Source organism: Microbacterium sp. K35 (assembly GCF_004794375.1).
GTDB lineage: Bacteria > Actinomycetota > Actinomycetes > Actinomycetales > Microbacteriaceae > Microbacterium > Microbacterium sufflavum.
The window spans coordinates 45,785-57,138 of sequence record NZ_SSDM01000410.1 but is presented as its reverse complement, the minus strand read 5'-3'; the positions used below and the strand labels follow the sequence as shown (position 1 = coordinate 57,138).

12 protein-coding genes are annotated in these 11,354 nt (G+C 68.1%); 4 read left to right on the top strand and 8 right to left on the bottom strand.

What is annotated here, in order from left to right:
* The 3 genes from DW299_RS17110 to DW299_RS17100 all read left to right on the top strand — a co-directional run.
* Positions 1-1,169 (top strand): cytochrome b (locus tag DW299_RS17110; protein ID WP_205814437.1); only part of this gene is annotated, 1,169 nt, incomplete at its 5' end.
* A gap of 601 nt (positions 1,170-1,770) precedes the next feature.
* A complete protein-coding gene (locus DW299_RS17105) occupies positions 1,771-2,307 on the top strand; it encodes a GNAT family N-acetyltransferase (RefSeq protein WP_136037300.1) in 537 nt (178 codons plus the stop codon).
* An 83-nt stretch (positions 2,308-2,390) separates the two neighbouring features.
* The gene (locus tag DW299_RS17100) at positions 2,391-2,810 is read left to right on the top strand and encodes a rhodanese-like domain-containing protein (RefSeq protein ID WP_136037299.1); all 420 of its coding nucleotides are present in this window, start codon (positions 2,391-2,393) and stop codon (positions 2,808-2,810) included.
* Between the two features lie 68 nt (positions 2,811-2,878).
* Here the strand turns inward: DW299_RS17100 and DW299_RS17095 are convergent, their stop codons facing one another.
* The 5 genes from DW299_RS17095 to DW299_RS17075 form a co-directional block, all read right to left on the bottom strand.
* Positions 2,879-3,313: a cytochrome c oxidase subunit 4 gene (locus DW299_RS17095; RefSeq protein ID WP_025105064.1), complete on the bottom strand. Its 435-nt coding sequence runs from the start codon at positions 3,311-3,313 to the stop codon at positions 2,879-2,881.
* 3 nt (positions 3,314-3,316) lie between these two features.
* A complete protein-coding gene (ctaD, locus tag DW299_RS17090; RefSeq protein ID WP_205812734.1) occupies positions 3,317-5,050 on the bottom strand; it encodes an aa3-type cytochrome oxidase subunit I in 1,734 nt (577 codons plus the stop codon).
* A 3-nt stretch (positions 5,051-5,053) separates the two neighbouring features.
* Positions 5,054-5,950 carry an aa3-type cytochrome oxidase subunit II gene (ctaC, locus tag DW299_RS17085; RefSeq protein ID WP_136031360.1) on the bottom strand — a complete coding sequence of 299 codons (897 nt, stop codon included), beginning with the start codon at positions 5,948-5,950 and terminating at the stop codon, positions 5,054-5,056.
* 142 nt (positions 5,951-6,092) lie between these two features.
* Entirely contained in the window at positions 6,093-6,455 is a 363-nt protein-coding gene (gene erpA / locus DW299_RS17080) for an iron-sulfur cluster insertion protein ErpA (protein WP_136031358.1), read from the bottom strand.
* A gap of 69 nt (positions 6,456-6,524) precedes the next feature.
* Positions 6,525-7,928, bottom strand: coding sequence for a dipeptidase (locus tag DW299_RS17075; protein ID WP_136037298.1), 1,404 nt, complete (start codon positions 7,926-7,928; stop codon positions 6,525-6,527).
* A 45-nt stretch (positions 7,929-7,973) separates the two neighbouring features.
* On the opposite strand from DW299_RS17075, the gene DW299_RS17070 reads away from it, so the two are divergent.
* Positions 7,974-8,546 (top strand): DUF3043 domain-containing protein, encoded by a 573-nt coding sequence (locus tag DW299_RS17070; RefSeq protein ID WP_136031354.1) that lies wholly within the window; start codon positions 7,974-7,976, stop codon positions 8,544-8,546.
* Here DW299_RS17070 and DW299_RS17065 read toward each other — a convergent pair.
* From DW299_RS17065 to hisD, 3 genes are read right to left on the bottom strand one after another with little or no spacing between them, the layout of a single operon-like run.
* On the bottom strand, positions 8,521-9,558 hold the full coding sequence (locus DW299_RS17065) for a quinone-dependent dihydroorotate dehydrogenase (protein ID WP_136037297.1): 1,038 nt from the start codon (positions 9,556-9,558) through the stop codon (positions 8,521-8,523). The two genes, DW299_RS17070 and DW299_RS17065, sit on opposite strands and share 26 nt — an antisense overlap.
* A 10-nt stretch (positions 9,559-9,568) precedes the next feature.
* A complete protein-coding gene (gene nrdR, locus DW299_RS17060; protein WP_136037296.1) occupies positions 9,569-10,039 on the bottom strand; it encodes a transcriptional regulator NrdR in 471 nt (156 codons plus the stop codon).
* Positions 10,040-10,049: 10 nt separating this feature from the next.
* Positions 10,050-11,354, bottom strand: a complete 1,305-nt coding sequence (gene hisD / locus DW299_RS17055; protein ID WP_136037295.1) for a histidinol dehydrogenase — start codon at positions 11,352-11,354, stop codon at positions 10,050-10,052.

Sequence of the window (11,354 nt, the reverse complement as noted above, 5' to 3'; positions counted from 1 at the left end):
TCGGACGGCTCTACACGCTGCACATCCTGCTGCTCCCGATGCTGGTGATCGCCTTCATCGTCCTGCACCTGATGCTCATGGTCATCAACAAGCACACGCAGTTCGCCGGCCCCGGCCGCTCGAACGACAACGTCGTGGGCTACCCGATGATGCCGGTGTACATGTCCAAGATGGGCGGCTACCTGTTCATCGTCTTCGGCACCATCGTGCTGATCGCGACGTTCTTCCAGATCAACCCGATCTGGAACTACGGCCCGTACGACCCGTCCCCCGTCTCGGCGGGTACGCAGCCCGACTGGTACATCGGGTTCGCGGACGGCGCGCTGCGCCTCGCCCCGTCGAACTGGGACATCGTGTTCCTGAACCACACGTGGTCGTTCGGCATCCTGGCTCCGGTCGCAGTGCTCGGCCTGTTCATCGTGATCGTGGCGATCTACCCGTTCATCGAGGCGTGGGTCACGGGCGACAAGCGCGAGCACCACATCGCCCAGCGTCCCCGCAACGCGGCCACGCGCACGGCGATCGGTGTCGCGGGCGTCATCTTCTACGCCGTGCTGTGGGCGGCGGCATCGTCCGACCTCATCGCGACGCACTTCATGCTCACGATGGAGGGCGTGATCCACACGCTCCAGGTGCTGCTGTTCCTCGGCCCGATCATCGGCTACTTCGTCACCAAGCGCATCTGCATCGCGCTGCAGAAGAAGGACCGCGAGATCGTGCTGCACGGCTTCGAGTCGGGCCGCATCGTCCGCCTCCCCGGCGGCGAGTACATCGAGGTGCACCAGCCGGTCGACAAGTACGACCGCTGGAAGCTCATCGACATCGACGGCTACGAGCCCCTCGTGGTGCGCCCGAACGCCAAGGGCCGCATCCCGTGGACGGAGAACCTCCGTTCGGCGATGTCGCGCTGGTTCTTCGAGGACCGTCTGGCTCCGCTCACGCAGGCCGAGGTTGACGCCGCCGATGCACACCAGCACCACGTCACGGCGGACAACGAGGCGGCCGAGGCCGCGGAGATCCAGGGCGCTCACGAGCGCGCCGGCTTCCCCGACGCCCCGCTCACGGTGGACGAGACTCACGTCGACGAGACGCCGAACACGCCCAGCACGGTGATCTCGACCGAGCCCGTGAAGCGTCCGCGCAAGAAGAAGTCGGAGGACGACGAGTAGTCGCCACTCCCCCGTTGAAGGCCCCGTCGCGTCGGACGGGGCCTTCGTCGTCTCACCGATGAGAGGATCACTTCATGTCATCCAGTGCTCGGTCAGCTCGCTCGCGCGCGCTTTCGCCCCGACGCGCGCTCCATCTCGCCGCTGAGTCTGCCGCCGGTCCCCACGTCGCTGCTGGCCCCCTCGCCGGTCCCCACGGCGCTGCTGGATCCCTATTCCTCGACGATCTCAACGACGCCGGAGGACCCGTCACCGCCGCCTCTACAGCCGCAGCTCCCACCGGCAGCACTCACGTCGTCGCTCCTGGACCCCTCGCCGGTCTCCCCGCCGCCGCCGGGCCCCTTGCCCCCGCCGCTCCCCCTGACGGCACTCACGCCGGCGCTGCTGAGCCCATCGCCGAAGCCCGTACCGGCATCCACATGGTTGGACATGGAGCCCGTGACGTGCACCCCTGGTTCGCGTCTGTCACGCGGTCCATGCCGAACCCATCGACCCCTGCATCAGCCACGACCGACCCGTTCCCGATCACGCTGGACATGGGGCACGCGGCCCAGGACGAAACGACACGGAGCACCCCCGCGGTCAGCGGCTCGGCGGCGTCGCTATGACACGCGTGCGTATCCGGCCGGCGGAGCCGCAGGACATCGCTGCTCTGGAGGAGATCGAGCTCGCGGCCGATCGTCTCCTGGTCGAACGCTTCCGCGCGCAGGACTGGCCGCCCCCGGCAACGGCAGCCGAGCGCGCCGCCCATGATGGCTACGTCCTGGTCGCCGAGGCGGCCGATTCGCGCCGTGCCGCGCATCCTGCCCGATCTGCGCTCACCGTCGTCGGCTTCGCCCACGTCCTGCAGATCGACGGAGATGGGCATCTCGAGCAACTGTCGGTCCACCCTGATCATGGTCGCCGGGGTATCGGTCGGCAGCTGGTGCATGCCGCGCTGGACGAGAGCGTTCGACGGGGGAATCAGCGCATCACTCTGCGCACCTACGCCGAGGTTCCCTGGAACGCCCCGTTCTACGCCACGTGCGGGTTCGCCGTGAGCACTCCCGATACGCCGTTCCTCGAGTCCCTCGTGAGCATCGAGCACGCCCTCGGGCTGGACGCATACGGAACGCGCGTGCAGATGACGCGGCGCCACTGACAGCGAGGGCCAACGGCAGAATCCGCACGACCGACGTCCGTCTCACTGCGCCACGCGGCCACAGCGGGAACTAGCGTGGAGACATGATCTCGCGCTCCGACTACTTCGCCGCCAAGCTCGCCTATGAAACGGATCCCGCCGACGTGCACGCCGCGCGCACCGCGGGCGAACAGCTCGTCGTGGTCGATGTCCGGTCCTCGGAGGCGTGGACCCAGGGGCGCGTGACGGGCGCGGTTCACATGCACCACAGTGAGATCGCCGCCCGGGCGCCGCAGGAGATCTCCCCCGACGCCGAGGTCGTCGTGTACTGCTGGAGCCCCGGCTGCAACGGCGGTACGCGGGGCGCGGCCGAGTTCGCCAGCCTCGGGTATCGGGTCCGCGAGATGATCGGCGGGTTCGAGTACTGGGTGCGAGAGGGCTACCCGGTCGAAGATGCCGATGGCGTGCACCTCCGCCCCGTCGATCCCCTCACCGGGATTCCACGGATCCGCACGCGCGCCTGAACGCCGCGCTCACACACACGGGAAAGGCCCCCCGGAACGATCCGGGGGGCCTTTCGCAGGTACAGCGCTCAGCGGGCGAAGTTCCCGCGGTAGTACTCGTAGACCCAGCCGACGATCGCGACCACGAAGATCGCGAGACCGATCGGCAGGAGGAAGTGCCCCACCGCGAGCCCGACAACGAACACGCCTGCCGAAGCGGCGAGCACGAGCGGCCACCACGACCACGGGCTGAACTCTCCGAGCTCGGGGTCACCGTCGTCGATGTCGGAGGTCAGGATGTCTTCCGGCAGCTCACCGTTCTGCGCCTTGTGGGTGCGGTCGAGGTAGAACGCGACCATCGCTCCCATGAAGGCGGAGAAGAACAGCGCCACGGTGCCGACCCACTCGATCTGATTCACGAGCGGCAGGCCGGGGTGGGCGAGGATGTTCCAGCCCGTGTAGACGACGCCCACAAGGGCGAAGAACGCGGTCAGGACCCACCAGATGATGACGTTATCGCGCATGACTCAGTGGCCCTCTCGCTCGCCGGGTGCGGTGGTCGCGAACTCGGCCGCCTCCGGGTGGTTCAGGTCGAACGCGGGACGCTCGCTGCGGATACGCGGGATCGACGTGAAGTTGTGCCGCGGCGGCGGGCACGAGGTCGCCCACTCGAGCGAGGCGCCGTAACCCCACGGGTCGTTCACCGTCACCTTGGGCGCCTTGCGCGCGGTGATCCAGACGTTCAGGAAGAACGGCAGCATCGAGGCGCCGAGGATGATCGCGCCGATCGTGGAGACCTGGTTCTGCCAGGTCCAGCCATCGGCCGCCGAGTAGTCCGCGTAGCGACGCACCATGCCGTCCACACCCAGCCAGTGCTGGATCAGGAAGGTCATGTGGAAGCCGACGAACAGCATCCAGAAGTGCACGTAGCCCAGACGCTCGTTGAGCATGCGTCCCGTCCACTTGGGCCACCAGAAGTAGAAGCCCGCGAACATCGCGAACACGACCGTGCCGAACACCACGTAGTGGAAGTGCGCCACCACGAAGTACGAGTCGCTGAGGTGGAAGTCCAGCGGCGGGGCCGCGAGGATGACACCGGTCAGACCACCGAAGACGAACGACACCAGGAAGCCGAGCGCGAAGACCATCGGCGTCTCGAACGTGACCGACCCTCGCCAGAGCGTGCCGATCCAGTTGAAGATCTTCACACCGGTCGGGACGGCGATGAGCATCGTCATCAGCGCGAAGAACGGCAGCAGCACCGAACCGGTGACGTACATGTGGTGCGCCCACACGGCGACCGACAGCGCGGCGATCGCGATCGTCGCGTACACCAGCGTCTTGTAGCCGAAGATCGGCTTCCGGCTGAAGACCGGGAAGATCTCCGAGACGATGCCGAAGAACGGCAGCGCGATGATGTACACCTCGGGGTGACCGAAGAACCAGAACAGGTGCTGCCACAGGAGCACACCGCCGTTGGCCGGGTCGTAGACGTGAGCGCCGAGGACGCGGTCGGCGGCGGCGGCGAAGATCGCGGCCGCGAGCACCGGGAACGCCATCAGGATGAGCAGGCTGGTGATCAGCGTGTTCCACGAGAAGATCGGCATGCGCCACATGGTCATACCCGGGGCACGCATCGTGATGATCGTGGTGATGAAGTTCACCGCACCGAGAATCGTTCCGAAGCCGGAGATGCCCAGACCGAGCATCCAGAGGTTTCCACCGGCACCCGGCGAGAACGAGGCGTTGGCCAGCGGCTGATAGGCGAACCAGCCGAAGGAGGCGGCACCCTGCGGGGTGAGGAAGCCGGCGACGGCGATCGTCGACCCGAAGAGGAACAGCCAGAACGCGAAGGCGTTGAGACGCGGGAAAGCGACGTCGGGCGCACCGATCTGCAGCGGCAGGATCGCGTTGGCGAAACCGGCGAACAGCGGCGTCGCGAACATCAGCAGCATGATCGTGCCGTGCATCGTGAACAGCTGGTTGTACTGCTCCTTCGTCGGGATGATCTGCATGCCCGGCGCGAAGAGCTCGGCGCGGATGACCAGGGCCATCACGCCGCCGAGGAGGAAGAACAGCACAGACGCGATCAGGTACATGTACCCGATGGTCTTGTGGTCGGTGGAGGTGATCCACTTGACGACGATGTTGCCCTTCTGCTCCACACGCGAGGAGCTCATGAGAGCCGCCTGACGTGCGGGCAGAGTGGTGGGACGGGAGCGGGGTGCCTCGTCGGTGCGAGGAGCTTCAGTGGTCGACATGACTTACTCCTCTCCTTCCTCGGTGTCGGTCTTCCCGGAGGTGCCGGGGAGGTTCGAGAGACGGTCGTACGCGTCGGTGATGTCGCCCGTGTTGCCCTTCTCCTCGAGCGACTCGAGGTAGGCGTCGTACTCCTCCTGGGAGACGACCTTCACGTTGAACAGCATCATCGAGTGGTACTCACCGCAGAGCTCGGCGCACTTGCCGGCGTACTCGCCCTCGCGCGTCGGGATGAAGGACCAGGAGTTGTCCTTGCCGATGAACATGTCCTTCTTGTACAGGAAGTCGATGATCCAGAAGGAGTGGATCACATCGCGCGACTGAAGGTTGATCGTGACCTTCTTGTCGACGGGGAGCACCAGCGTCGGGAGCTCGGCCTTGTCGATGTTGCCCTCGGCATCGGGCTGGGCCTGGATGCCCATCGTCCAGACCGTGTCGTCTTCGGTGTCGCCGTTGTACTGGAAGTCCCACGCCCACTGCTTGGCGATCGCGGTGATCTCGACGTCGGGGTTGTCCCACTTGGTCTCGATCTCGGTCTGGTCGCGCGCCGTGAAGAAGAACATGCCCAGCACGAGGATGAGCGGCACGATCGTGTAGAAGATCTCGATCGGCATGTTGTAGCGCATCTGCACCGGGAGACCGGTCTGCCCCTTGCGCCGGCGGTACGCGATCGCGGCCCACGCCATGAGGCTCCAGGTGATGACGCCGACGGCGAGAAGAACGATCCAGGAGTTCACCCAGAGCGACGACACGCGCTCCGTCTGGTTGGTCGCTGCCGGGCCACCCTCCACGAAGCCCGGAAGAAAGCCGTTCAGCTCGGTGGGAGTACATCCCGCCAGAGCCACAGCTGCCACGACTCCCACAGGGAGTGCGGCCCAACGAAGGCGGCGTTTCGAGGGCACGATGCACCTTTCAGATTGCGGACAGGGCACGTTCAAGTCTAGAGCAACCTCACACCCGATTCATGCCATCCACGCAGGTTCCGCACGCGAAACGGCCGCCGTCACGCGAGGTGACGACGGCCGTGGTCCGGAAATCCGCAGATCAGTGGAAGCTGTCTCCACAGGCGCAGCTTCCCGCGGCGTTCGGGTTGTCGATCGTGAAGCCCTGCTCGGAGATCGTGTCTTTGAAGTCGATCGACGCGCCGTCGAGGTACGGGACGCTCATGTTGTCGACGATGACCTCGACGCCGTCGAAGTCGACCGTCTCGTCGCCCTCGAGGAAGCGCTCGTCGAAGTAGAGCTGGTAGATCAGGCCGGAGCAGCCTCCGGGCTGGACGGCCACGCGCAGACGCAGATCGTCGCGGCCCTCCTGCTCGAGAAGGTTCTTGACCTTGGTGGCCGCGGCGTCCGTCAGGCTGACGCCGTGTGCGCGGGTGGTCTCTGCGGACAGGGTGGTGTCGGTCATGTCACTCCTTGGGACGGGCCGCGATACACGGCTTCTGTGACGATTCTACCGCCGCTTCCCGCGACGGGCTCAGAGCTCGACGGCGTTCATCCGTGCCAGCAGCAGCGCCTCGGTCGCGACCGCATGACGGAAGGTGTCCAGGTGCAGCGACTCGTTCGGGCTGTGCGCGCGGGAATGCGGGTCTTCCACTCCCGTCACGAGGATCTGCGCGTCGGGGAACTCGCGGACGAGGTCGGCGATGAACGGGATGGACCCGCCGACTCCCAGGTCGACCGGCGCCACGCCGTAGCCGTCGCGCATCGCGTCGCGGGTGAGCGAGACCGCCCAGCCGCTGGTGTCGACGAGGAACGGGTTGCCCAGGTCGACGTCGGAGAACGACAGTTCGGCGCCGAACGGGGCGTGGTCACGCAGATGCCGCTCCAGCGCGTCATACGCCTCCTGCCCCGTCTGCCCGGGTGCCACCCGCGCGCTGATCACGACGGTGACCTCCGGCAGCAGCGTGTTCGACGCGGCCGAAACGCTCGTCGCGTCGATGCCGATGACGGTCACCGACGGCTTGTTCCAGATGCGGCTCAGAATCGTCCCGTCGCCGATCGGCATCGTGCCGGGAAGGAGACCCGCTTCGTCGCGCAGGGTCGCCTCCGCGTACTCCGGCGTCTCCGCCTCGCGGCTCGTCATACCCTCGACGGCGACCGATCCGTCGGCGTTCCAGAGCGTCGAGAGCAGCCGGACGGTGGCCATCATCGCGTCGGGCACCGCGCCACCGAACATCCCGGAGTGGGACGCGTGGTCGAGCGTGCGGACCTTCATCGTGAACCGGGCGTTCCCCCGGAGCGACACGGTGAGCCCGGGCGTCACCGAATCCCAGTTGCCGGAGTCCGCCACGACGATGGCGTCGGCGCGGAGGGCGTCTTTGTTGTCGGCGAGGAACTGGGCGAACGAGCGGGAGCCGTACTCCTCCTCCCCCTCGATGAACATCGCGATCCCGAGGTCGAGGTCGGCACCGAGAACCGACGACACCGCGCGGATCGCACCGATGTGGGCCATGATCCCCGCCTTGTCATCGGCGGCCCCGCGTCCGTAGAGGCGGCCGTCGCGCACCGTCGGCTCGAACGGCGGGGTCTCCCAGAGGGCGTCGTCGCCGGGGGGCTGCACATCGTGGTGGGCGTAGAGGAGGATTGTCGGCTTGCCGTTGCGAGCAGCGCGGGTCGCGAGCACCGCGGGCTGTCCGTGCTCGTCGGTGCCCGGGATCGCGGCACGCAGCACACGCACCTCGTCGAACACCCCCGTGTCCCTGGCCAGCGTCGCGACGGCGTCCGCACTGCGCTCCAGCTGCGTCTGATCGAACGCGGGCCAGGCCATGCCGGGGATGCGGACCAGGTGCCCCAGATCGGACAGCGCGGACGGGATGCCGGTGGCCACGGCCTCGAGGACGGCGGCGTCGGACTCGCTGGGAAGTGCAGGTGAGGTCATGCGAGTAATCTTAAGGTGACCATCTTCAGCGAACCGAGGAAACCCGTGGCCACTACCCCCGTCTCCCCTTCGACGAACGACGACGCCCCGCAGACGCCCGCCGTCGGCAAGGGGCGCGCCACGCCGACCCGCGCCGAGCAGGAGGCCGCGCGACGTCGGCCGCTGGTGGCCAACACCAAGGAGGCGAAGGCGGCCGCCCGGGCCGAGCTGAACGAGCGGCGCGCACGCGCCCAGGCGGGGATGGCCGCCGGTGAGGAGAAGTACCTCCCGGTGCGCGACAAGGGCCCGCAGCGGCGCTGGGTGCGCGACTACGTCGACGCGGGCTGGCACCCGGCGGAGTTCGTCATGGGCGTCATGGTGCTGGTGATCCTGGCGTCACTCCTGCCGACGAACCTCATGATCTCGTTCTACGCGTACCTGTTCATGATGGCGTACCTCGTCATCGCGATCGGCGGCATGATCCTGCTCGGCCTTCGGGTCAAGCGCAAGGCGGCCGCGAAGTTCGGCGCCGACCGCGTCGAGAAGGGCCTCGGATGGTACGCCGGCATGCGCGCACTGCAGATGCGGTTCATGCGCCTGCCGAAGCCGCAGGTCAAGCGCGGGCAGTACCCCGACTGACCAGCCCGCGGTTGATCTCGCGACCCCAGAACGGGCCGCGGTAGAGGAACGCCGTATACCCCTGCACCAGGGTCGCTCCAGCGTCCAGACGCTCCTGCACGTCGGCGGCCGTCTCCACCCCGCCGACCGCGATCACGCAGAAGTCCTCGGGCACCGCGGAACGGACGACCCTCAACACCTCGAGAGAGCGCCGCTTGAGGGGAGCACCGGAGAGCCCGCCGGCACCCGCAGCCTCGACCGTCGCGGAATCGGTGACGAGCCCGTCCCTGCTGATCGTGGTGTTGTGGGCGATGATCCCCGCGAGTCCCTCCGACACGGCGAGCTGCGCGATCGCGGTGATCTCATCATCGGCGAGGTCGGGCGCGATCTTGACCAGCAGAGGGGTCGAGCCCGAAGCGTCGCGGACGGCGCGCAGCAGTGGCGCCAGCGTCTCCACCGCCTGAAGCCCGCGAAGGCCCGGAGTGTTCGGAGAGGAGACGTTCACCGCGAGGTAGTCGGCGAGAGGCGCGAGCCGGGTGGCTGACGCGACGTAGTCGGCGGTCGCGTCCTCGACATCGACCACGCGGCTCTTGCCGATGTTGACCCCGATGACCGTGTCCGGCGCGCCCCGCCGGAGCCGGGCCAGACGACGGGCCGCGGCGTCCGCTCCCCTGTTGTTGAAGCCCATCCGGTTGATCACGGCACGGTCGGCGATCAAGCGGAAGAGCCGGGGCTTCGGATTCCCGTCCTGCGGGATCGCCGTGATCGTGCCCACCTCGACGTGTCCGAAGCCGAGCGCGGCGAGACCTCGTACGCCGACCGCGTTCTTGTCGAAGCCCGCGGCGATACCGAACGGCGACGGGAACGTGAGGCCCAGCGCCTCCACACGCAGTGACGGATCCGGCCTGGTCATCGCGCGGGTCGCCCAGGACAGCGGCGGGACACCGACGGCACGGATGACGGCCATGCCGGCGTGGTGGGCGAACTCGGGATCGAAGCGCGACAGGACGGCGCGGAAGAGGAGGGGATACATCCCTGCCAGATTACCGGTCGCCCGCCTCCGCCTTCGCGTGGTCGGCGCGGAGATCGCCGATGGCCGCCTCGAAGTCCTCCAGAGAGTCGAACGCCTGATAGACGCTCGCGAATCGAAGGAACGCGACCTCATCGAGCTCACGCAGCGGACCCAGGATCGCCAGGCCGATCTCGTTGGTATCGAGCTGGGACACCCCGGTCTGACGCACCGCCTCTTCCACGCGCTGCGCGAGGATCGCCAGGTCGGCCTCCGTCACCGGACGCCCCTGACAGGCCTTTCGCACGCCGGAGATCACTTTCTCCCGGCTGAACGGCTCCATCACGCCCGAGCGCTTGATCACGTTGAGGCTGGCCGTCTCCGTCGTCGAGAACCGTCCTCCGCACTCCGGACACTGTCGGCGACGGCGGATCGAGAGTCCGTCGTCGCTGGTGCGGGAATCGATGACCCTGGAGTCGGGGTGACGGCAGAAGGGGCAGTGCATCTGACCGATCCTACGCGGTGAACCGCGCCTCGATCGCCTCGCCGTGCGCGGGCAGCGCTTCGCTGTTCGCCAGGGCGACGACCCCCTCGCGAACCGCGGCCAGGGCGGCGCGATCGTAGGAGACGACCTGCTGCGGGCGGAGGAAGGTGTAGGCGCCGAGGCCCGGTGCGTAGCGCGCCTGGCCGCCGGTCGGCAGCACGTGGTTGCTCCCCGCCATGTAGTCGCCGAGGCTCACCGGGGTGTGGTCGCCCACGAACACCGCGCCGGCACTGGTGAACGCCGCCGCTGCCTGCTCGGCGTCGGACAGGTGCAGTTCTAGGTGCTCCGGCGCGTACGCGTTGCTGAACGCCACCGCCATCGCGCGGTCGTCGACCAGGACGACCGCGGACTGCGGACCAGCCAACGCGGCAGCGACACGTGCGCTGTGGCGCGTCGCCGCGGTGAGCCGCTCGACCTCGGCGACGACCCGGTCCGCGAGTCCCTCCGCATCGGTGACGAGCACGGCCGACGCCTGCTCGTCGTGCTCGGCCTGGCTGACCAGGTCGGCGGCGACGAGACGCGGATCGGCGGTGGAATCCGCGACCACGAGGATCTCGGTCGCTCCAGCCTCGGAGTCCGTTCCGACGACGCCCGCCACGGCCCGCTTGGCCGAGGCGACGTAGTTGTTGCCGGGGCCCGACACCACATCGACGGGATCGAGGCCGAGACCGGGGACACCGTGCGCGAAGGCACCGATCGCTCCCGCACCTCCCATGGCGTACACCTCGGTCACTCCGAGCAGAGCCGCGGCCGCCAGGATCGTCGGGTGGACACGACCGTCCTGATCCGCCTGCGGCGGCGAGGCCAGGGCGATCTGCTGCACCCCGGCGACCTGCGCGGGGACGACATTCATGACGACGCTCGACGGGTAGACGGCCTTTCCGCCGGGGATGTAGACACCGACCCTGTGCACGGGCTGCCACCGCTGAGTGATCGTGGCACCCGCGCCGATGGTCGTGACCTGCGAGGCCGGGACCTGAGCGGCTGAGGCCAGGCGCACGCGCTGGATCGCCTCGTCGAGCGCCGCCCGCACTGCCGGATCGAGCGAGTCGAGGGCCTGCGTCATGTGCGTCTCAGGCACGCGAACCTCGTGTCCGACGACCCGGTCGAACCGCTCCGCCTGCTCTCGCAGCGCACCCTCACCGCGCTCCCGCACCTCCTCGACGAGGCGTGCCGCGGTGTCGAGCGCCTCCGCGCGCGCCTGCGTGGCGCGGGGGACGGCCGCGAGCATGTCCGCGGGCGAGAGCTCGCGCCCCCGCAGATCGATCGTGCGCAT